This is a genomic window from Geodermatophilus amargosae (genome assembly GCF_900116515.1).
GTDB classification, from domain to species: Bacteria; Actinomycetota; Actinomycetes; order Mycobacteriales; family Geodermatophilaceae; genus Geodermatophilus; species Geodermatophilus amargosae.
The window spans coordinates 1-21,257 of record NZ_FPBA01000009.1 but is presented as its reverse complement, the minus strand read 5'-3'; the positions used below and the strand labels follow the sequence as shown (position 1 = coordinate 21,257).

General features: G+C 75.0%; 21 protein-coding genes, 1 rRNA gene and 1 pseudogene. 20 read left to right on the top strand and 3 right to left on the bottom strand.

What is annotated here, in order from left to right; translation table 11 throughout:
- Positions 1-430 precede the first annotated feature (430 nt).
- Both BM414_RS13480 and BM414_RS13475 read right to left on the bottom strand, forming a co-directional pair.
- The gene (locus BM414_RS13480) at positions 431-889 is read right to left on the bottom strand and encodes a ferritin-like domain-containing protein (RefSeq protein WP_093579962.1); all 459 of its coding nucleotides are present in this window, start codon (positions 887-889) and stop codon (positions 431-433) included.
- A 24-nt stretch (positions 890-913) separates the two neighbouring features.
- On the bottom strand, positions 914-1,396 hold the full coding sequence (locus tag BM414_RS13475) for a hypothetical protein (protein WP_093579961.1): 483 nt from the start codon (positions 1,394-1,396) through the stop codon (positions 914-916).
- A gap of 234 nt (positions 1,397-1,630) precedes the next feature.
- On the opposite strand from BM414_RS13475, the gene rimP reads away from it, so the two are divergent.
- The 11 genes and pseudogenes from rimP (at position 1,631) to truB (ending at position 11,737) form a co-directional block, all read left to right on the top strand.
- Entirely contained in the window at positions 1,631-2,368 is a 738-nt protein-coding gene (gene rimP, locus BM414_RS13470) for a ribosome maturation factor RimP (protein ID WP_217644712.1), read from the top strand.
- Positions 2,365-3,498 carry a transcription termination factor NusA gene (nusA, locus tag BM414_RS13465; RefSeq protein WP_093579960.1) on the top strand — a complete coding sequence of 378 codons (1,134 nt, stop codon included), beginning with the start codon at positions 2,365-2,367 and terminating at the stop codon, positions 3,496-3,498. The genes rimP and nusA overlap by 4 nt, the downstream gene beginning before the upstream one ends.
- An 8-nt stretch (positions 3,499-3,506) precedes the next feature.
- Positions 3,507-3,887, top strand: a complete 381-nt coding sequence (locus BM414_RS13460; protein ID WP_093579959.1) for a DUF448 domain-containing protein — start codon at positions 3,507-3,509, stop codon at positions 3,885-3,887.
- Between the two features lie 94 nt (positions 3,888-3,981).
- Positions 3,982-4,128 (top strand): annotated as a pseudogene (locus tag BM414_RS31375) (translation initiation factor IF-2 N-terminal domain-containing protein); the annotation flags it as partial.
- A gap of 1,263 nt (positions 4,129-5,391) precedes the next feature.
- Entirely contained in the window at positions 5,392-7,224 is a 1,833-nt protein-coding gene (gene infB, locus BM414_RS30825; protein WP_245784702.1) for a translation initiation factor IF-2, read from the top strand.
- Positions 7,225-7,315: 91 nt separating this feature from the next.
- Positions 7,316-7,609 (top strand): DUF503 domain-containing protein, encoded by a 294-nt coding sequence (locus BM414_RS13450; protein ID WP_093579957.1) that lies wholly within the window; start codon positions 7,316-7,318, stop codon positions 7,607-7,609.
- An 81-nt stretch (positions 7,610-7,690) separates the two neighbouring features.
- A complete protein-coding gene (gene rbfA / locus BM414_RS13445; RefSeq protein ID WP_093579956.1) occupies positions 7,691-8,176 on the top strand; it encodes a 30S ribosome-binding factor RbfA in 486 nt (161 codons plus the stop codon).
- Between the two features lie 73 nt (positions 8,177-8,249).
- The gene (locus tag BM414_RS13440) at positions 8,250-8,495 is read left to right on the top strand and encodes a hypothetical protein (RefSeq protein ID WP_093579955.1); all 246 of its coding nucleotides are present in this window, start codon (positions 8,250-8,252) and stop codon (positions 8,493-8,495) included.
- Between the two features lie 4 nt (positions 8,496-8,499).
- A complete protein-coding gene (locus BM414_RS13435; protein WP_093579954.1) occupies positions 8,500-9,507 on the top strand; it encodes a DHH family phosphoesterase in 1,008 nt (335 codons plus the stop codon).
- Entirely contained in the window at positions 9,504-10,820 is a 1,317-nt protein-coding gene (locus tag BM414_RS13430; protein WP_093579953.1) for an MATE family efflux transporter, read from the top strand. The genes BM414_RS13435 and BM414_RS13430 overlap by 4 nt, the downstream gene beginning before the upstream one ends.
- Complete coding sequence (truB, locus tag BM414_RS13425; RefSeq protein WP_093580116.1) at positions 10,817-11,737, top strand: tRNA pseudouridine(55) synthase TruB; 921 nt, start codon at positions 10,817-10,819, stop codon at positions 11,735-11,737. The genes BM414_RS13430 and truB overlap by 4 nt, the downstream gene beginning before the upstream one ends.
- Positions 11,738-11,758: 21 nt before the next feature.
- On the opposite strand, the gene BM414_RS13420 is transcribed toward truB, so the two are convergent.
- On the bottom strand, positions 11,759-12,439 hold the full coding sequence (locus BM414_RS13420) for an HAD family hydrolase (RefSeq protein WP_245784701.1): 681 nt from the start codon (positions 12,437-12,439) through the stop codon (positions 11,759-11,761).
- A 73-nt stretch (positions 12,440-12,512) separates the two neighbouring features.
- Here BM414_RS13420 and BM414_RS13415 point away from each other — a divergent pair, with 73 nt between their 5' ends.
- The 9 genes from BM414_RS13415 to BM414_RS13375 all read left to right on the top strand — a co-directional run.
- The gene (locus BM414_RS13415) at positions 12,513-12,836 is read left to right on the top strand and encodes an antibiotic biosynthesis monooxygenase family protein (RefSeq protein ID WP_093580114.1); all 324 of its coding nucleotides are present in this window, start codon (positions 12,513-12,515) and stop codon (positions 12,834-12,836) included.
- Between the two features lie 115 nt (positions 12,837-12,951).
- Positions 12,952-14,091: a branched-chain amino acid aminotransferase gene (locus tag BM414_RS13410; RefSeq protein WP_175551584.1), complete on the top strand. Its 1,140-nt coding sequence runs from the start codon at positions 12,952-12,954 to the stop codon at positions 14,089-14,091.
- Positions 14,092-14,122: 31 nt separating this feature from the next.
- Positions 14,123-15,091, top strand: coding sequence for a bifunctional riboflavin kinase/FAD synthetase (locus tag BM414_RS13405; RefSeq protein WP_093579951.1), 969 nt, complete (start codon positions 14,123-14,125; stop codon positions 15,089-15,091).
- 126 nt (positions 15,092-15,217) lie between these two features.
- Positions 15,218-15,487, top strand: coding sequence for a 30S ribosomal protein S15 (rpsO, locus tag BM414_RS13400; RefSeq protein ID WP_093579950.1), 270 nt, complete (start codon positions 15,218-15,220; stop codon positions 15,485-15,487).
- A 244-nt stretch (positions 15,488-15,731) separates the two neighbouring features.
- Positions 15,732-18,029: a polyribonucleotide nucleotidyltransferase gene (locus tag BM414_RS13395; RefSeq protein WP_217644711.1), complete on the top strand. Its 2,298-nt coding sequence runs from the start codon at positions 15,732-15,734 to the stop codon at positions 18,027-18,029.
- A gap of 40 nt (positions 18,030-18,069) precedes the next feature.
- Positions 18,070-19,410: a M16 family metallopeptidase gene (locus BM414_RS13390; protein WP_093580111.1), complete on the top strand. Its 1,341-nt coding sequence runs from the start codon at positions 18,070-18,072 to the stop codon at positions 19,408-19,410.
- Between the two features lie 22 nt (positions 19,411-19,432).
- Positions 19,433-19,849 (top strand): VanZ family protein, encoded by a 417-nt coding sequence (locus tag BM414_RS13385; protein WP_093579949.1) that lies wholly within the window; start codon positions 19,433-19,435, stop codon positions 19,847-19,849.
- Positions 19,846-20,652, top strand: a complete 807-nt coding sequence (gene dapB, locus BM414_RS13380; RefSeq protein WP_093579948.1) for a 4-hydroxy-tetrahydrodipicolinate reductase — start codon at positions 19,846-19,848, stop codon at positions 20,650-20,652. The genes BM414_RS13385 and dapB overlap by 4 nt, the downstream gene beginning before the upstream one ends.
- Before the next feature lie 346 nt (positions 20,653-20,998).
- Positions 20,999-21,257, top strand: a 16S ribosomal RNA gene (locus tag BM414_RS13375); the annotation flags it as partial.

Here is a 21,257-nt window from a genome sequence, read left to right as displayed (position 1 = left end):
GCTCCGGCGGCCACCGTGTCCGCGAGCCGCATGACCGCCCGGTCGACCTCCGACAGCGGTGCCGCCGCGGGGTCGGTCGCGGCGTCCACCACGGCCACCGGGCCGTCGAACTGCTCGGCGAGGACCTTGCCGTGGGCCGGCGAGCAGTAGCTGGACCGCAACCGGAGGGCGGCGGCCAGCGTGGCCAGCTCGTAGCGGCGGGGGTCCATCGACGCCTCGACCGCGCCGTCGAGGGCGTGCCAGGCCTCGAGCACGGCAGGCCGGTGGGCGAAGACGCGCGTGTAGGTGGGGACGTACCCGAGTGTCTCCCGGTCACGGTCGTAGGCGGCCGCCACGTCGGGCGGGGCGCCGTCCTCGGGCGGGGTCCGGATCCACGGCATCGGGCGACCGTAGGATCGCGCCGCCGTCCGCTTCCCGGTCCCTCACCGGTTCAGGAGCCGGGGAGTCCGGGCAGGGCCGTGGTGACGGGGGTCCGGCCGGCCGCGGCGCGCCAGGTCACCGCGCGCTCCTCGGCGGCGCCGAGGGAGTCGACCGCCAGCTGCCGCACCGGGGCGTCCCCGGCGGAGTCGAGCAGCGCCACCCAGGCCGCCGAGACGCCCTCCTCGAGGACGACCGCCAGGGCCGCGGCGTCGACCGCCGAGAGCACCGGGAAGGGCAGCCGGTAGCCGGCCGCGGCCGGCACCGGGTCGGCGTCCCGCCCGTCGAGCAGCTCCGAGAGCCGGTCGCGGGAGTCGCGGTGGGCCTGCTCACCCTCGGCGGCCGGTGCCCGGCCGTCGACGGGCAGGGCCGCGCCGACGACGCCGTAGCCCCACACCGCGGCGTGCTCGGCGGCGAGGACGTCGCCCAGGGCGGCGTCCTCCGTGCTCGCGGTGGTCCCGTCGTCAGCCACGTCGCGCCTCCCTCGTGCCGGACCTCATGCGAGAGCGGCGGCGTGCCCGCGCAGCCCCGCCGCCAGCGACCCCAGCAGTGCCGCCCCGGCGCCCGAGGCCTCCACGCAGGCGGCCGCGTGGGCGGTGGCCGCCGCGGACACCTGGTCGCGCAGCCACGCCCTTACGTCCGTCCCGGCCGGCGGCCCGGGCGGGACGGACGACGACGAGGCGGTCGCTCCCGGTGCCGCCGCGCGCAGCCGCTCCAGCTGCTCGCGGGCCTGACCGGGGAGGTCGGGGACCGTGCCGCCGAGCGCTGGGTCGGCGGCGAGCGCCGCGTCGTAGGCGGCCACCACCGCCTCCTGCACGGGGACCTGTGCCGTGAGGCGGTCCTCCTGCGCCGCGGTAGTCTCCTCCGCCGCCGCCCCGGACCCGCCCGACGTGCAGCCGGCCAGCAGCAGCGCCAGCCCGGCGGTCCCGGTCAGCAGGCGCCGGCGCGGGAACCCGGCGGAGGCGGGGGAGTCGGACATCGCCGCCAGTCTCCCAGGAGCCGCCCGGTCCGCCGGGCAGCGGCCGTGGCGCGTCGGTGCGGCCGCAGCACTCCCCGCCCCCGGCGCCCGCGCCCGGGCGCACGGGGGAGCGGTAGCCTGACCATTCCCCGGGTACGCCGCGGCCGGTGCCGCGCGAGCCCGCGCCATCGGCGCGGCCCCGGGCGGTGCGGTCCGCCGAGCACGAGCTCCGACCGGTTGCAGAGGAGGGAGCCCGTGTCCGCGAGGTCACGGCAGGACCCGGCCGCCAGGTCGCGGCAGGACCCGGCCGCCAGGTCGCGGCAGGACCCGGCCGCCAGGTCGCGGCAGGACGCGGCCGCCAGGTCGCGGCAGGACGACCCGGCCGCCACGCGGCTGGCCGGGTGGATCGAGCCCGTGGTCGGCGCTGCCGGCTACGACCTCGAGGAGCTGGTGGTCACCCCCGCCGGCCGGCGCAGCGTCGTCCGCGTGGTCGTCGACCGCGACCAGGGCGTGTCCCTCGACGACGTCGCCGAGGTCAGCCGTGCGGTGTCGGCGGTGCTCGACGAGAAGGACGGCGACCTCGGCCGCGCCCCCTACGTGCTCGAGGTGACCAGCCCCGGTGTGGACCGGCCGCTCACCGAGCCCCGGCACTGGCGGCGCAACACCGGCCGCCTGGTGACCGTGACCGTCGGCCCGGCCGGGGCGGCCGAGCAGGTGACCGGACGGATCACCGCCGTCGACGGGGAGGGTGTGACCCTCGCGGTCGAGGCGAAGGCCAAGCCGGGCGCGCGCAAGCGCCCGCCGACGCCCCGGCAGGTGTCCTGGGCCGAGCTCGGGGCCGGCCGGGTGCAGGTCGAGTTCGGCCGCCCGGGCAAGGACGAGCCCGCGCACGACGGGCCCGCGCAGGACGAGCCCGACGACGACGAGCTGGACGACGAGCTGGACGACGAGCTGGACGACGACGAGGGCGACGACGACGGAGGAGGACAGTGAACATCGACGTGACCGCCCTCAAGGCGGTCGAGCGGGAGAAGGGCATCCCCGCCGACACGGTCATCGAGGCCATCGAGACGGCGCTGGTGACCGCCTACCGCCACGCCGACGGCGCGGCCAAGCACGTGCGGGTGCACGTCGACCGCAAGTCCGGCGAGGTCGCGGTGCTGGCCCAGGAGCTCGGTGCCGACGGCGAGGTCGTGCGCGAGTGGGACGACACCCCCGGCGACTTCGGCCGGATCGCGGCCAGCACCGCCAAGCAGGTCATCGTGCAGCGGCTGCGCGACGCCGAGCACGAGCAGACCTTCGGCGAGTACGCGGGCAAGGAGGGCGACATCGTCAGCGGCGTCGTCCAGGCCGACGCCCGCCGCAACGCCCAGGGCTCGGTGCTGGTCGACATCGGCAAGGTCGAGGCCGTCCTGCCCGCCGCCGAGCAGGTGCCCGGCGAGCGCTACCCGCACGGCAGCCGGCTGCGCGCCTACGTCGTCTCGGTCGCCCGCACCCACCGCGGCCCGCAGGTGACCGTCTCGCGCACCCACCCGAACCTGGTCCGCAAGCTGTTCGCCCTCGAGGTCCCCGAGATCGCCGACGGCAGCGTCGAGATCGTCGCGGTCGCCCGCGAGGCCGGGCACCGCTCGAAGATCGCCGTCCGCACGTCGGTGCCCGGGCTCAACGCCAAGGGCGCGTGCATCGGGCCGATGGGCCAGCGCGTGCGCAACGTGATGAGCGAGCTGCACGGCGAGAAGATCGACATCGTCGACTGGTCCGACGACCCCGCGACGTTCGTGGCCTCCGCGCTCAGCCCGGCCCGGGTGAGCAGCGCGACGCTGGTCGACCCGAAGGCCAAGGCGGTGCGGGTCGTCGTCCCGGACTTCCAGCTGTCGCTGGCCATCGGCAAGGAGGGGCAGAACGCCCGCCTCGCCGCCCGGCTCACCGGCTGCCGGATCGACATCCGCAGCGACGCCCAGCCCGACGACGCCACCCCCTCGCCGGGCGTCGGCCGGCCGCCGCTGCGGTCGGGCCCGCCGCCGGTCCGCGCCGGGGCGCCGGGTGGGCGCACGTCCCCTGGGGGAGGTGCCCTGCGCTCCGGTCCCCGGCGGCCGGAACAACGGGGTCCCGCGGCGCGCTAGAGTACGGGGTGGCCGAAACGTCGATCCCGGTGCGCACCTGCGTGGGCTGCCGGAACCGCGCTCCGGTCACCGACCTGCTGCGTGTCGTCCTCCGGTCCGGGACCCTCGTGCCGGACCCCCGGCGGAGGCTCCCCGGCCGGGGCGCGTCCCTGCACCCCACACCGGAGTGCCTGCACGCAGCGGAGCGACGCCGGGCCTTCCCCCGGGCGCTGCGCCTACCGGGCGGCGCTGCGGTGGAGGCCGGTCCGCTCCGGGCCCACGTCCTCGGCGCCGACGCGCCGGGCAGGACCCCGGAGCGGGCGACCGCGAACGAACGACAGACCGCACTTCCCACAGACGGACCGGCGACCGGCCGGTCCGCACGTCGAGAGCAGGACGTCGTCGGATGAGCAAGCCGTGAAGTCCCCACGATGACAAGCCAGACCATGTACCACTGACGACGAGGTCGCGCGGGCGAGCCGCCGGCCTCACCAGAGGAGATCCGTGCCAGGCAAAGCCCGCGTCCACGAACTCGCCAAGGAGTTCGGGGTCGACAGCAAGACCGTGCTCGCCAAGCTCAAGGAGCAGGGCGAGTTCGTGAAGTCCGCCTCCTCGACCGTCGAGGCCCCCGTGGCCCGGCGGCTCCGGGAGGCCCTCGGCGCATCCACCGGCAGCAGCGGCGGTGGCAACGGCGGTGGCAACGGCGGCGGTGCCCCCGCGGCCCGTCCCGGCCCGTTCGCGCCCCGTCCGGCCGCTCCGGCGCCCACGCAGGCTCCCGCCGCGCGCGCTCCGCAGGCGCCGGCCGCCCCGTCGGCGCCCGCGCCGTCGGCCGGCACGACGCCCGGTCCGCGCCCCGGCGCCCCGCGTCCGGGCGCTCCGATGCCCGGTCCGCGCCCGGTCCAGCAGCCCGCCGCCCCGCAGGCCCCGGCGGCCAGTGCACCGCAGGCCCCGGCGGCCAGTGCACCGCAGGCCCCGGCGGCCAGTGCACCGCAGGCCCCGGCGGCCAGTGCACCGCAGGCCCCGGCGGCCAGTGCACCGCAGGCCCCGGCGGCCAGTGCACCGCAGGCCCCGGCGGCCAGTGCACCGCAGGCCCCGGCGGCCAGTGCACCGCAGGCGCCGGCGGCCAGTGCCCCGACCCAGCAGCCGGCCGCGCCGCAGGGTCCGGGTCCGGTCTCGCCCGGCGCTCCGCGGCCGGGTGCGCCCGCGCCGCGTCCGGCCGGTGGTCCCGTCCCGGGTGCCGCGCGTCCCGGCACCCCGCGCCCGGCGGCGCCCGGCGCGCCCCGTCCCGGTGGCGGTGCTCCCGGTGCCGGCGCGCGTCCGGGTCCCCGTCCGGCTCCGCGGCCGGGCAACAACCCCTTCAGCAGCGCCCCGCGTCCGGGTCCGGCTGCCGCTGGTCCGCGTCCCGGCCCGGCTGCCGGCGGCCCCCGCCCCGGTCCCGCGGCGGGCGGCCCCCGTCCCGGTCCCGGTGCCGGCGGTCCCCGCCCGGCGCCCGGTGCCGGCGGTCCCCGTCCGGGTGGTCCGCGTCCCGCGGCCGGTCCGGGCGGCCCCCGCCCGAACCCGGGCATGATGCCGCAGCGCCCCTCGCCCGGCATGATGCCGCCGCGTCCGGCCGGTGCCGGCCGTCCCGGTGGTGGCCCCGGCGGCCCCGGTGGCCCCGGTGGCCGTGGCCGTCCGGGTGGTCCCGGCGGTGGTGGCGGCGGTGGCGGTTTCCGTCCCGGTGGCGGTGGCCCCGGTGGCGGCGGCGGTGCCGGTGGCGCCCCCGCGGGTGGCGGCTTCCGTGGTGGCGGCGGTGGCCGCGGTCGCGGTCGCGGCGGCTCGGGTGCGGGTACTGCGGGTGCCTTCGGGCGTCCCGGCGGCCGTGGTCCGGTCCGCGGGCGCAAGAGCAAGAAGCAGCGGCGTCAGGAGTTCGACTCCATGGCGGCGCCCAGCATGGGCGGCGTCGCCCTGCCGCGTGGCCACGGACAGGTCGTCCGGCTGCCCCGCGGCGCCTCGCTGACCGACCTCGCCGAGAAGATCGGCGCCCAGCCGGCCGCGCTGGTCACCGCCCTGTTCCACCTGGGCGAGATGGTCACCGCGACGCAGTCGGTCAACGACGAGACGCTGCAGCTGCTCGGCGCGGAGATCGAGTGGGACATCCAGGTCGTCAGCCCCGAGGACGAGGACCGCGAGCTCCTCGAGACCTTCGACCTCACCTTCGGCGACGAGGGTGACGAGGAGGACTGGGTCGCCCGCCCGCCGGTCGTCACCGTCATGGGTCACGTCGACCACGGCAAGACGAAGCTGCTGGACGCCATCCGCAACAGCAACGTGGTGGCACGCGAGGCCGGTGGCATCACCCAGCACATCGGCGCCTACCAGATCGTCACCGAGCTGGAGGACTACGAGCGTCCGATCACCTTCATCGACACCCCGGGTCACGAGTCGTTCACCGCGATGCGTGCCCGAGGCGCGAAGGTCACCGACATCGTCGTCCTGGTCGTGGCGGCCGACGACGGCGTGATGCCGCAGACGGTCGAGGCGCTCAACCACGCCCAGGCCGCCGAGGTGCCGATCGTGGTCGCGGTCAACAAGATCGACAAGGAGGGGGCCAACCCCGCCAAGATCCGTCAGCAGCTCACCGAGTACGGGCTCGTGGCCGAGGAGTACGGCGGCGACACGATGTTCGTCGACGTCTCGGCGACCACCCGCCAGGGTCTCGACGAGCTGCTCACGGCGATCCTGCTGACCGCCGACGCCTCGCTGGACCTGCGCGCCAACGCCGAGCAGGACCCGCAGGGCGTGGTCATCGAGGGCAAGCTGGACAAGGGCCGCGGCCCCGTCGCGACCGTCCTCGTCCAGCGCGGCACGCTGCGCCAGGGCGACTCGATCGTGGCCGGTGACGCCTACGGGCGCGTCCGGTCGCTGCTCGACGAGCACGGCAACAAGCTCAAGGAGGCCCTGCCGGCCCGCCCCGTGCAGGTCGTCGGGCTCACCTCCGTGCCGCGTGCCGGTGACACCTTCCTCGTCGTCGAGGAGGACCGCGTCGCCCGGCAGATCGCCGACCGTCGTCAGGCCCGCATCCGCAACGCGCAGAACGCCTCCATGCGCAAGCGGATCAGCCTCGAGGACCTCGACGCCGCGCTCAAGGAGAACCGCCAGCTCAACCTGATCATCAAGGGCGACAACTCGGGCACCGTCGAGGCGCTCGAGGAGGCCCTGATGAAGATCGAGGTGAGCGACGACATCTCGCTGCGGGTCATCCACCGCGGCGTCGGCGGCATCACCAAGAGCGACATCGACCTGGCGCTGGCCGACGACGTCATCGTCCTGGGCTTCAACGTCCGGGCCGAGGGTCAGGCCACCGAGCTCGCCAACCGCGAGGGTGTCGACGTCCGGTACTACTCGGTCATCTACCAGGCGATCGAGGAGATCGAGGCGGCCCTCAAGGGCATGCTCAAGCCGGAGTACGAGGAGGTCGCGCTCGGCTCGGCGGAGGTCCGCGAGGTCTTCCGGGTGCCGCGCATCGGCAACGTCGCGGGCTCGATCGTCCGCAGCGGCGTGATCACGCGGAACTCGAAGGCCCGGCTGGTCCGGGACGGGGTCGTCGTCGCCGACAACCTCACCGTCGAGTCGCTGCGTCGCTTCAAGGACGACGTGACCGAGGTCCGCGACGGTTACGAGTGCGGTATCGGGCTCGGGTCGTTCAACGACATCAAGCTCGAGGACGTCATCGAGACGTTCGAGATGCGCGAGAAGCCGCGCGCGTAGGAAGCGCAGCACGTCGCCCGGCAGCAGCGGGGCCCCCACCCGGGCCCCGCTGCGAGCCTGCGGGCAGTGGGGAGAAGGGGGTCGTTGCTCGGTGTTCACCGGGTCACTGACCGCCGACCTGCTGCTGGGCGACGTCCACTCGCTCAAGGGCAAGCGCGCCGTGGTCCGGCCGATCGTGGCCGAGCTGCGGCGCCGCTTCGCCGTGGCCGCCGCCGAGGTGGGCGACCTCGACCTGCACCGCCGCGTGCAGGTCGGGGTGGCCACGGTCGCGGGGGACGCCGGCCAGGTGACCGACGTCCTCGACGCCTGCGAGCGGTTGCTGGCCGAGCGGCCGGAGGTGACGCTGCTGTCGACGCACCGGCAGCTGTTCTCCGACGAAGACTGAGGACCCCCACCCCGGGTGGGCCGCCGCCCGTCCGACCGTCCACCTGGTGTCCCCGGACGCCCCGACTCCCGGAGGTCTGCCGTGGCCGACCCCGCCCGCGCCCGCAAGCTCGCGGTCCGCATCCGCCAGATCGTGTCCGCCGCGATCGAGTCGCAGGTCAAGGACCCGCGGCTGGGCATGGTCACCGTGACCGACGCCCGCGTGACCAGCGACCTGCGCGAGGCCACCGTCTTCTACACCGTCTACGGCGACGCCGCCGCGACCGCGGACTCCGCCAAGGCGCTGGCCAGCGCCACCGGCGTGCTGCGCTCGACGGTCGGCAGGCAGACCGGCATCAAGTTCGTGCCGACGCTGACCTTCGTCGCTGACGTCGTCCCGGACACCGCGCGGGAGCTCGACGAGGCCCTCGAGCGCGTGCGCTCCGCCGACGCCGAGCTCGCCCGCCTGCGCGAGAACGCCACCTACGCCGGCGACGCCGACCCCTACCGGCACCCGGAGGCGGACGACGACGAGTCCGGTGCCGAGGAGGCCGACGACGCCCCGACCCAGACCAGGAGCGCCTCGTGAGCGAGCTCGCGAGTCCACGCGAGAACGCAGCAGCGCCGCGAACGCGGCCGACGAGCGCCAGCGAGGAGGCCTCGTGAGCGAGAACGACCCGGATCCCCACCTGCCCGACCAGGGGCAGGGCCGCTCGGAGCTGGGCGGGCGCGCCGAGCCGAACGCCGGCGACCCGACCGAGGGCGGCCGGAAGGGCCAGATCGGCGAGGTGCCCTCCATCGCCGAGGACGAGCCCGACGACGGCGGCCCGCCGCTGCCGCCCGGCGGCGGGCTGGTCACCGAGGACAGCAACGCGTCACCGGTGGCCGATCCCGGCCCCGACTCCTGACCCGGTGACCGCACCGACCGCGCCGACCGCCGGGGTGCCCGCGCGCACCCCGGCCGGCGTGCTGGCCGCGGCCGCCGACGCAGGGGCCACCGTGGTCCTCAGCGGGCACGTGCAGCCCGACGCCGACGCCCTGGGCAGCACGCTGGCCCTCGCGGAGGGACTGCGCCGCCGCGGCGCCCGGGTGACCGCCACGTTCCCCGGCCGCCCCGTGCTGCCCGAGTCGCTGGGCTGGCTGCCCGGCGCCGAGGGCCTGGTGCCGTCCACCGCCGTCCCCGCGTCCCCGGACGTCTTCGTCAGCCTCGACGCCGCCTCACCCGGGCGGCTGGGGGAGCTGGCCTCGCTGCTGGGCGACGCCGGCACGTCCGTCGTCGTCGACCACCACGCCAGCAACCCCGGCTTCGGCGACGTCCGGCTGGTCGACCCCACCTCACCCGCGACCGTGGTGCTGGTGACAGGCCTGCTCGACGAGCTCGGCGTCGACCTCGACGCTCACCTGGCCACGCTGCTCTACGCGGGCCTGGCCGCCGACACCGGCTCCTTCCGGTTCAGCAGCACCCGGCCCGACACGCACGAGCTGGCCGCGCGGCTGCTGTCCACGGGCATCGACCACGCCGCCGTCAGCCAGCGGCTGTTCGACACCGCCCCTTTCGGCTGGCTGCGGCTGCTGTCGGCGGTCGCCGGCCGCGCCGTCCTCGAGCCCGGCGTCGGCGCGGGCCTGGTGTGGACCTGGTCGAGCACCGCCGAGGCCGGGGAGCACGGGCTGCCGGGTGAGCAGCTGGAGGCCCTGGTCGACGTCGTCCGCGCGACCGCCGAGGCCGACGTCGCCTGCGTGCTCAAGGGCCAGGACGACGGCTCGTGGTCGGTGTCGCTGCGCTCCCGCGGCGGCACCGACGTCGCCCGGGTCGCCATGGCCCTCGGCGGCGGCGGACACCGGGGTGCCGCCGGCTTCACCTCGCACCTCGACCGCGAGGGCACCGTGGCGGCGATCCGCGAGCAGCTCGCGAGGCGATGAGCGGGTCCCCGCGCCGCAGCACCCCATCGGTCCTGGCCCTGGCCGTCCCGGCGCTCGTGGTGCTGGCGGCCGAGCCGCTGTACCTGCTCGTCGACACCGCCGTGGTGGGCAACCTGGGCACGGTCCCGCTCGGCGGCCTGGCCGTCGGCGGCGGGCTGCTGGCCTGGGCCGCCGCGCTGCTCAACTTCCTCGCCTACGGCACCACCGCGCGCGCCGCCCGCCGGGCCGGGGCCGGGGATCGCGCCGGAGCGGTCGCCGAGGGTGTCCAGGCCACCTGGCTCGCGCTGCTGCTCGGCGCCGCCGTCGTGGTGCTGTTCCAGGTCCTGGCCGGCCCGCTGACCCGCGCACTGGCCGGCGGCCCCGGCGAGGTCGCCGCGGCGGGGGAGCAGTGGCTGCGGATCGCCGGCTGCGGCGCGCCGCTGCTGCTGGTGTCGCTGGCCGGCAACGGCTGGCTGCGCGGCGTCCAGGACCTGCGCCGGCCGGTGCGCTTCGTGCTCGCCGGCAGCCTGGCGAGCCTCGTCCTGTGCCCGCTGCTGGTGTACCCGGCCGGCTTGGGGCTGCCCGGCTCCGCCGTCGCCAACCTCGCGGGCCAGTCGCTGACGGCGGCCCTGTTCGTGCGGGCGCTGCTGCGCGAGGGGGCCGACTGGCGGTTCCGGCCGGCCGCCGTCCGGGCGCAGCTGGTCCTCGGCCGCGACCTGCTGCTGCGCGCCACCGTGCTGCAGCTGGCCTTCCTCGTCGCCGCCGGGGTCGCCGCGCGCGCCGGCCAGGCCCAGCTCGGCGCGCACCAGATCGCGCTGCAGCTGTTCCTCTTCCTGGCCCTCGTCCTCGACGCCTACGCCATCGCCGCGCAGACCCTGGTCGGTCACGCCCTCGGTGCCGGCCGCCCCGGCGAGGCCCGCGCCACCGCCCGGCGGGTCACCCTGTGGGGCCTGGGCACCGGCGTGCTGGTCGCCGGGCTGCTGCTGGCCGGCCGCGGCGTGCTGGTCCCGCTGTTCACCGACGACCCCGCGGTGCGCGCGCAGGCCGAGCTCGTGTGGTGGTTCCTCGCCGGGTTCCAGCCGCTGGCCGGCGTCGTCTTCGCCCTCGACGGCGTGCTCATGGGCGCCGGCGACGTCGGCTACCTGCGCACCGTCACCGTCGGCGCCGCCCTCGTCGGGTTCCTCCCGCTGTCGCTGCTGTCCGGCCCGCTGGGCTGGGGTCTGGCCGGCGTCTGGACCGGGCTGACGGCGTTCATCGCGCTGCGACTGGTCGCCGTCCTGGTCCGGGTGGCGGGGGAGAAGTGGCTGACCGCACCTGCGACGGTGGGGGCATGAGCCGCCGCCGTGCCGCCGACGCCGACGTGACGCCGGGCATCCTCCTGGTCGACAAGCCGGGCGGGATGACCTCGCACGACGTCGTCGCCCGGGCCCGGCGGGTGCTGTCGGTCCGCCGGGTCGGCCACGCCGGCACCCTCGACCCGATGGCCACCGGCCTGCTCGTGCTCGGCGTCGGGACGGCGACCCGGCTGCTGGGCCACCTCGGCGGCTCGGACAAGGTCTACGACGCCACGATCCGGCTCGGGCAGACGACGGTCACCGACGATCGCGAGGGCGAGGTCCTCACCACCACCCCCGCCGGCGCCCTCGACGACGACGCCGTCCGCGCCGCGCTGGCCGCCCGGACCGGCCCGCTGCTGCAGGTGCCCTCCTCGGTGAGCGCGGTCAAGGTGGGCGGCCGCCGGTCCTACGACCGCGTGCGGGCCGGCGAGGAGGTCGTCCTGGAGCCGCGCGCGGTCACCGTGCACCGCATCGACGTGCACCGGGTCACCCGGTCCACGCCCGACCTGGTCGACGTCGAGGTCACCGTCGCCTGCACCGCGGGCACCTACGTGCGCGCCATCGCCCGCGACGCCGGGGCGGCCCTGGGCGTCGGCGGGCACCTGACGGCGCTGCGCCGCACCGCGTCGGGCCCGTTCACCACCGCGCAGGCCGCCCCGGTCGAGGAGGCCGCGGCCGCGCTCGCCGGCGGCGGGGGAGCGGGGGTGCTCGGCCTGACCGAGGCGGCCACCGCCGTCTACCCCGAGCGGCGGCTGTCCGACGACGAGGCCCGTGCCGTCGGGTACGGCCAGCGTGTCCCGGCCACCGGGCGGCCGGGGCTCACCGCCGCCGTCGACCCCGCGGGCCGGCTGGTCGCGCTCCTCGAGGACACCGGGTCGAGCGCCCGGGTCGCGGTCGGCTTCCCGCCCGGCTGAACGCGCCCGGCGGCGGGACCGTCAGCCGCGCGCGATCTTGCCGACGAGCGAGTCCCCGAGGTGCGCGAGCAGGTCGGCGGGGTCGTCGTAGACCTCGTCGGCCCCGGCCTGCTCCAGCTCGGCGCGGGAGATGCCGCCGCAGGTCAGCGCGATGCAGGGCAGCCCCGCGCGGCGGGCCGCCTGCACGTCCCAGACCGTGTCCCCGACCGCGACCGTCCGGCCGGCGTCCAGGCCGTGGTCGGCGACGGCGGTCTGCAGCAGGTCCGGCGCCGGCTTCGCCGAGTCCACGTCGCCCGACGTCGTCGCCCCGTCGACGACGTCCTCGCCCCCGATCGCCGGCTGCATCCACTCCAGGTCGGACTCCTCGCCGCTGGTCGCCAGCACCACGGCCAGGCCGAGCTCGCGGCAGGCGCCGAGCAGATCGTCGACGCGGGGGAAGGCGGCCACCTGCTCGCGCAGCGGCTCGTAGCGGCGGCTCTTCGCCTCCATCACCTCCTCGACGTCGTCCGCGTCGTCCCCCAGGAGGTGGGTGACCAGCTCGGCGCTGCCGATGCCGATCGACCGGTGGCAGGCGGCCATCGAGACCTCGGGGTGCCCGGTGTCGCGGAAGGCCTGCCACCAGGCGAGGACCTGCAGGTAGTTGGTGTCGAGCAGGGTGCCGTCGACGTCGAGGAGCACGCCGGGCCGCTTGTCCTGGGTCACCGGGGCATCGTCGCCCGCGCCGGGATGCCCCGCAGGGCGGTTGACCGGCGACCGGGCCGGGAAGGGGGCGTCCATGAGCGTCGTGAAGATCAACGCGATCGTGGTGCCGCCGCACGCGCAGGAGCGCTTCGAGGAGCGCTTCCGCGGCCGGGGCGGAGCGGTGGAGAAGACCCCGGGCTTCGAGTGGTTCGAGCTGCTGCGCCCGATCGAGGGCACCGACCAGTACCTGGTCTACACGCGGTGGGAGAGCGAGGAGGCCTACCGCAGCTGGGAGGGCGGCCAGGACTTCGCGCGCGCCCACGACGGCGGCGGCGACGAGCTCGCCCCGGCCGCCAGCGACTCGCACCACCTGTGGTCCTACGAGGTGGTCGAGAGCTCCGCCCCCGACCGCCCCTGAGCCCGGACGGGGAGGCGGCGGCGGTCGGCTCCCGGCCGCCGCCGCTCCCGGCGCTACTGTGGTCGGCGGGCCGTCGTCCGCCGGTCCGTGCTCCGAGTCCGCCCAGGTGGGAGACATGACCGACACGCTCGCCGACAGCCGCACCTCCTCCCGGGTCTTCACCGAGGGCGTGCCGGTGACCGTGGAGGGCGTGTCCCGCCGGCCCGCCGCCGAACGCGAGGCCGTGCTGGCCGACCCCGGCTTCGGCCGGCACTTCACCGACTCGATGTTCGTGGCCCGCTACGAGGCCGGCCGCGGGTGGCACGACGCGCGGCTGACGCAGTACGCGCCGCTGCAGGTCGACCCCGCCACCGCCGCGCTGCACTACGCGCAGTCGATCTTCGAGGGGCTCAAGGCCTACGCGCAGCCCGACGGCAGCGTGGCCACCTTCCGGCCCGAGGCCAACGCCGCCCGCTTCGCCCGCGGCGCCCGCCGGCTGGCGATGCCGCCGGTGCCCGAGGAGGCCTTTCTCGCCGCCGTCGACGCGCTCGTCGACGCCGACCGCGACTGGGTCCCCACCGGCCCCGACCAGACGCTGTACATCCGCCCGTACCAGCTGGCCACCGAGCCCTTCCTCGGCGTGCGGCCGGCGCACGAGTACCTGTTCCTCGTCATCGCCAGCCCGGCCGGCGCGTACTTCCCGCGCGGCGTGCACCCCGTGTCGGTGTACCTCTCCGAGGACTACATCCGGGCTGCGCCCGGCGGCACCGGCGACGTCAAGTGCGCCGGCAACTACGCCGCCAGCCTGCTCGCCCAGGAGCAGGCCATCGCCGCCGGCTGCGACCAGGTGGTCTGGCTCGACGCGGTGGAGAAGCGCTACGTCGAGGAGATGGGCGGGATGAACCTGTTCTTCGTCCTCGGCTCCGGCGACGACGCCGAGCTGGTCACCCCCGAGCTCACCGGCACGCTGCTGCCCGGCATCACCCGCGACTCGCTGATCGCCCTGGCCCGCGAGCGGGGCATGCGGGTCACCGAGCGCCGGTTCAGCGTCGACGAGTGGCGCTCGGGCGTGGCCGACGGCACGGTCACCGAGACCTTCGCCTGCGGCACCGCCGCGGTCATCACCCCCGTCGGCGAGGTCAAGGCGCGCACCGGCGACTTCACCGTCGGCGACGGCGCCCCGGGCCCGGTCACCACGGGCCTGCGCGAGCACCTGCTCGACATCCAGCACGGCCGGGTGCCCGACACCCGCGGCTGGCTGCACCGGGTCGCCTGAGCGACCCGGCGACGACACGGGGAGGGGGCGCGTGCGGCGCTGGCGCGGGCAGGGCGACACCCCGGCCGACCTCGGCCGGACGGTGGTCACCGTCGGCATGTACGACGGCGTCCACCGCGGCCACCAGCAGCTGATCGGCACCGCCGTCGCCCGCGCGCGGGCGCTGGGCCGGCCGTGCGTGCTGGTCACCTTCGACCCGCACCCCACCGAGGTCGTCCGCCCCGGCTCGCACCCGGCGATCCTCACCTCGCTCGACCGCAAGGCCGAGCTGGTCGCCGGTCTCGGGGTCGACGGCATGTGCGTGCTGCCGTTCACCCCCGAGTTCAGCCGGCTGACCCCCGAGGAGTTCGCCCACGGCGTGCTCGTCGAGCACCTGCACGCCTCGATGGTCGTCGTCGGCGAGAACTTCACCTACGGGCACAAGGCCGCGGGCACGGTCACGTCGCTGACCCAGGAGGGGCGCCGGTTCGGCTTCGCCGTCGAGGGCGTCCCGCTGGCCGGCGACGCCTCCGCCGACGGCGAGGTCACGATCTCCTCCACCTACATCCGCGCCTGCGTCGCGGCCGGTGACATGGAGAGCGCCGCGCGGGCGCTGGGCCGGCCGCACCGGGTCGACGGCGTCGTGGTGCGCGGGGACCGGCGCGGCCGGGAACTCGGCTACCCGACGGCGAACGTCGAGACCCCACCGTTCACCGCCATCCCGGCCGACGGCGTGTACGCCGGGCACCTGGTCACCCGCGACCCCTCCGGCGCGACGCTCGGCAGCGCACCGGCGGCGATCTCGGTCGGCACCAACCCGACGTTCCAGGGCTCGCGGCGGACCGTCGAGGCCCACGTCCTCGACTTCGCCGGCGACCTCTACGGCGAGCACGTCGGCGTCGAGTTCGTCTCGCGGCTGCGCCCGATGACCGCCTTCACCGGCGTCGACGAGCTGGTCACGGCCATGGCCGACGACGTCACCCGGACCCGCACCGTGCTGGGGCTGCCCCCCGCCGGGTGATCACCGCCGCGGCCGTCCCGGGCCGCGCTGGTAATGTCCTCGACGCCGCAAGTGCGCGGCGATGTGTGTCACCTGCCCCCGTGAGTCAGACCGGGGGCCACACGCGACCTGGCCCGGAGGCCCTCCATGGCGCTCGACAGCGCGACGAAGCAGCAGATCATGACCCAGTACGCGACGGTCGAGAGGGACACGGGGTCGCCCGAGGTCCAGGTCGCGATGCTCACCCGCCGGATCAGTGACCTGACCGAGCACCTCAAGCAGCACAAGCACGACCACCACAGCCGGCGGGGTCTGCTCCTGCTGGTCGGTCGCCGCCGGCGGCTGCTGAACTACCTGGCCAAGACGGACATCAACCGCTACCGCTCGCTGATCGAGCGGCTCGGTCTGCGCCGCTGACCCCAGAGGGGACCGTCCCGCCGGGACGGTCCCCTCTCTCGTGGGGCACCCGCTCCGCGAGGACCACGGCACCGCGCCGCGCACCCCGACGCTGATCGGTCCTCGGTGGTGGCCCCCGGGTACGTCCCCCCGCGTGCGGGAACGACACCCGTGGGCTTCGATCGAAGACCGGTCATCCCGGAGCAGTCCGGCGCAGGACGCCACGAAGAGGACGTCGCCGCATGCGACGTAGGAAGAGGACACAGTGTCCGCACCCACCACCCAGGGCAGCCCGAGCACCAACGGCGTGGCTGCCGAGTACGACCCCGAGGACGGGGTCACCACCGCCACCGCGGTCATCGACAACGGCAGCCACGGCAGCCGCAGCATCACCTTCGAGACCGGGCGGCTGGCCAAGCAGGCCGCCGGCTCGGTCGTCGTCAGCATGGGTGACACCATGCTGCTGTCGGCCACCACGGCCGGCAAGCAGCCCAAGGAGCACTTCGACTTCTTCCCGCTGACGGTCGACGTCGAGGAGCGGATGTACGCCGCCGGGCGCATCCCCGGCTCGTTCTTCCGCCGCGAGGGCCGTCCGGGCGAGGACGCCATCCTCACCTGCCGGCTGATCGACCGCCCGCTGCGCCCGACGTTCGCCAAGGGTCTGCGCAACGAGGTCCAGGTCGTCATCACGGTCCTGTCCCTGGACCCCGGGCACCTCTACGACGTGCTCGCGATCAACGGTGCGTCGGCCTCGACGCAGCTGTCGGGCCTGCCGTTCTCCGGCCCCGTCGGCGGCACCCGTGTCGCGCTGGTCGACGGCCAGTGGATCGGCTTCCCCACCCACGCCGAGCTCGAGGACGCCGTCTTCGACATGGTCGTGGCCGGCCGCCTCCTGCCCGACGGCGACGTCGCGATCATGATGGTCGAGGCCGAGGCCACCGAGAAGACGGTCGAGATGGTCCGCGGCGGTACCACCGCGCCGACCGAGGAGGTCGTCGCCCAGGGCCTCGAGGCCGCCAAGCCCTTCATCCGGCAGCTGTGCGAGGCCCAGTCCGCGCTCGCGGAGAAGGCCGCCAAGCCGGTCGCCGACTTCCCCCGCTTCCTCGACTACCAGGACGACGTCTACGCCGCCGTGGAGTCCGCCGCCCTCGACCGCCTGACCCAGGCGCAGTCGATCGCCGGCAAGCAGGAGCGCAACGACGCCACCGACGCGCTCAAGGACGAGGTCGTCTCCTCGCTCGCCGAGCAGTTCGCCGGCCGCGAGAAGGAGGTGTCGGCCGCCTTCCGCGCCGTCACGAAGAAGGTCGTCCGGCAGCGCATCCTGCGGGACAAGGTCCGCATCGACGGCCGTGGCCTGACCGACATCCGGCCGCTGTCGGCCGAGGTCGAGGTCCTCCCGCGGGTGCACGGCTCGGCGCTGTTCGAGCGCGGTGAGACCCAGATCCTGGGCGTGACCACGCTGAACATGCTCCGCATGGAGCAGCAGCTCGACACGCTCTCGCCGGTGACCCGCAAGCGGTACATGCACAACTACAACTTCCCGCCGTACTCCACCGGGGAGACCGGGCGCGTGGGCTCGCCCAAGCGCCGCGAGATCGGCCACGGCGCGCTCGCCGAGCGGGCCCTGCTGCCGGTGCTGCCCGACCGCGAGGAGTTCCCCTACGCGATCCGGCAGGTCTCCGAGGCGCTGGGCTCCAACGGTTCGACGTCGATGGGCTCGGTCTGCGCCTCCACCCTGTCGCTGCTCAACGCCGGTGTGCCGCTGAAGGCCCCGGTCGCCGGCATCGCCATGGGCCTGGTGTCCGACGAGGTCGACGGCAAGACGCAGTACGTCGCGCTGACCGACATCCTCGGTGCCGAGGACGCCTTCGGTGACATGGATTTCAAGGTCGCCGGCACCAAGGACTTCGTCACGGCCCTGCAGCTGGACACCAAGCTCGACGGCATCCCGTCCGACGTGCTCGCCCAGGCGCTGACCCAGGCCCGCGCCGCCCGCCTGCACATCCTCGACGTGATGAACGAGGCCATCGACGCCCCGGACGAGATGAGCCCGTACGCCCCGCGCGTGACCACGGTGCGCATCCCCGTCGACAAGATCGGCGCGGTCATCGGCCCCAAGGGCCAGATGATCAACTCGATCCAGGACGAGACCGGCGCCGACATCACCATCGAGGACGACGGCACCATCTACGTCGGCGCCTCCGACGGCCCGTCGGCCCAGGCCGCGGTCGACCGCATCAACGCGATCGCCAACCCGCAGATGCCGAAGGTCGGGGAGCGTTTCCTCGGCACCGTCGTCAAGACGACGCCGTTCGGGGCGTTCGTCTCGCTGCTGCCGGGCAAGGACGGCCTGGTGCACATCAGCAAGCTGGGTGGTGGCAAGCGCATCGGGAAGGTCGAGGACGTCGTCAACGTCGGCGACAAGCTGCAGGTCGAGATCACCGACATCGACGCCCGCGGCAAGATCAGCCTCGTCCCGGTGGCCGCGGAGGGCGAGGGTGACGCTGCCGCCGCCGGCGACGGCGCGGCCCCGGCCGACGCCCCCGCGCCCGCTGAGGCCTGACACGGTCGCCGACCCGACTCCGACCGGGGCCGGGGCTGGCGTGGGGTCCACCGACCTCACGTCCGCCCCGGCCCCGGTCGGTGTCACCCGTGTCATCGACGTCGACGAGGTCGGCGGCCGGGTGGAGCGCACGGTGCTGCCCGGCGGGCTGCGCGTGCTCACCGAGACGATGCCCGGCGTCCACTCGGCCACCCTCGGCATCTGGGTGGGCGTGGGCTCGCGGGACGAGACGGACCCGGTCGCCGGCGCCTCGCACTTCCTCGAGCACCTGCTGTTCAAGGGCACCCGCAGCCGCAGCGCGCTGGAGATCGCGACGGCCATGGACGCCGTCGGCGGTGAGATGAACGCCTTCACCGCCAAGGAGCACACGTGCTACTACGCGAACGTGCTCGCCAGCGACCTGCCGCTGGCGGTCACGCTCCTCGGTGACCTGGTGACCGAGGCGCTCAACACCGCCGAGGACCTGGAGTCCGAGCGGACGGTGGTGCTCGAGGAGATCGCCATGCGCGACGACGAGCCCTCCGACCTGGTGCACGACCTGTTCGCCGAGACGCTCTTCGGCGGCACGCCGCTCGGGCGCTCGGTGCTCGGCACCGTCGAGTCGATCGAGGGCCTGACCCGCGAGGACGTCGACGGCTGGTACCGGTCTCGGTACGCCGTCCCCTCGATGGTCGTCACCGCCGCCGGCCGGGTGGACCACCAGCAGGTGCTCGACCTGGTGATGGCGGTCTTCGGCGACCGGCTCTCCGGTCCGGTGTCCCCGGCGCCGCTGCGCCGCGGGGCGGACCTGGTGTTCGACCGACCGGCCTCCCCGGCCGGGCTGGTGAACCGGAAGACCGAGCAGACCCACCTGCTCCTGGGCAGCCTCGGACTCAGCCGCTTCGACGAGCGGCGCTACGCCGCCGCGGTCCTGGAGACGGCGGTCGGGGGCGGGATGAGCTCGCGGCTGTTCCAGGAGATCCGGGAGAAGCGCGGGCTGGTCTACAGCGTCGGTTCCGCGCTCACGGCCTACGCGGGCACCGGCGCCTTCTCCGTCTACGCGGGGTGTGCCAAGAAGCGGGTGCCGGAGGTGCTGCGCCTCGTCCGCGAGGAGCTGGCCTGGGTGGCCGCCGACGGGCTGACGTCGGAGGAGGTGGCCCGCGGCCGGGGCCAGCTGCGCGGCGGGACGGTGCTCGGTCTCGAGGACACCGGGTCGCGGATGAGCCGGCTGGGCAAGAGCGAGCTGTCGCACGGGGAGTACGTGCCGGTGCGCGGGGTGCTCGACCGGATCGCCGGCGTCGACGAGGACCAGGTGCGTGCGGTGGCGACCGACCTGCTGGGCCGGGAGACCTGCCTGGCCGTCGTCGGCCCCTACCGCGAGTCCGACCTCGACCGGCTCTGACCCACCCGCCCTCCGGAGACCGATGACCGACCCGCGTCCGCACCCGGTGTTCCGCGTGCACGGCGCCCTGTCCCGGGGCGCCTTCGCGGTGACGGTGCTCGTCTCGCTCGCCGTGCTGTTCGCACCGGCGTCCGACGTCCCGGCCGCGCCCCCGGGGGTGGACAAGGTCGTCCACCTGCTGCTGTTCGCGGCGCTGGCCCTCGCCGGGCGGTGGGCGGGCACGCGGCCGGGCCCGCTGGCGGTGCTGCTGCTCGTCTACGCCGCGGTGAGCGAGGTCGTGCAGGCGGTCTCGGCGCTGCAGCGCTCCGGCTCGGTCCTCGACTGGCTGGCCGACGCCGCCGGCGTCGGACTCGGCCTGCTGGCGTGGACGCTGGGGGAGCGGCGGACCGCCCGGGCCGTCTTGCGGCGGGACGGGCCGCCGGGAAGCCTGACCGGGTGACCACGAGCACCCCCCGACCCGACCAGCAGGCGACCGCCGCGACCGTCGGCGAGCCGCCCCGCATCTCGGTCGGCGTGCTCGGAGCCCGGGGGCGGATGGGCACCGAGGTGGTCAGGGCGGTCAACGACGCCGACGACCTCGAGCTCGTGGCGATGGTCGACGAGCGGGACTGGCTGTTCAACGTGGCCGACGCCGGCGCGCAGGTGGTCGTGGACTTCACCCGCCCGGACGTCGTCATGGACAACATCCGCTTCTGCATCGACCAGAACATCTCCTGCGTCGTGGGGACGACGGGCTTCGACGAGCAGCGGCTGGCCACGGTCGCCGAGTGGCTCGAGCCCAAGCCCGACCTGGGCGTGGTCATCGCGCCCAACTTCGGGATCGGCGCCGTGCTGCTCATGCGCTTCGCCCAGGAGGCCGCGCGCTTCTTCCCCTCCACAGAGATCGTCGAGCTGCACCACCCGAACAAGGTGGACGCGCCTTCGGGCACCGCCGTCCGCACCGCCCGTCTCGTGGCCGCCGCCCGCCGGGCCGCCGGCCTCCCGCCGTCGCCGGACGCCACGACCGACTCGCTGCCCGGTGCCCGGGGTGCAGAGATCGAGGGGATCGCCGTGCACGCCGTGCGGCTGACCGGCATGGTCGCGCACCAGGAGGTCCTCATGGGTTCGGCAGGGGAGACCCTGACCCTGCGGCACGACTCCTACGACCGCGCGTCCTTCATGCCGGGCGTGCTCCTCGCCGTCCGGGAGATCGGACGCAGGCCCGGCCTCACCGTGGGCATCGAGTCCTTCCTGGGGCTCTGACCACGCGGTCCGTGCGCCCCGAGGTGTGACCGGGACCTCCCGTGCACGTCCCCCGGGAGTCGTGTATGGTTCTCTTCGCGCCGGACGGAGCTCGCGAGGGCCACGGAGGAGCACCCCAGCGGTGCAGGACTCCGGGAGACGGCGTAAGGTAGGACAAGCCACCGACGAAGCCCGAGAGGGTCGAGTTGGTGTGCGTCCGCTCCTTGAGAACTCAACAGCGTGCCGAAAGTCAGTGCCAAGTAGTACCCCGTGGCCTGGTCGGGCTTTGTGTCTGGTCGGGTCTTGGGTTCCTTTGGTTGATTGATCGAGATCTGTCAGGTCTCGGTTCTCAGCCGGTGATTGAACATCTACGGAGAGTTTGATCCTGGCTCAGGACGAACGCTGGCGGCGTGCTTAACACATGCAAGTCGAACGGTGAACCGCTTCGGTGGGGATCAGTGGCGAACGGGTGAGTAACACGTGGGCAACCTGCCCCCGGCTCTGGGATAACTCCAAGAAATTGGGGCTAATACCGGATGGTCACCGCGCACCGCATGGTGGGTGGTGGAAAGGGTTTCCGGCTGGGGATGGGCCCGCGGCCTATCAGCTTGTTGGTGGGGTAGTGG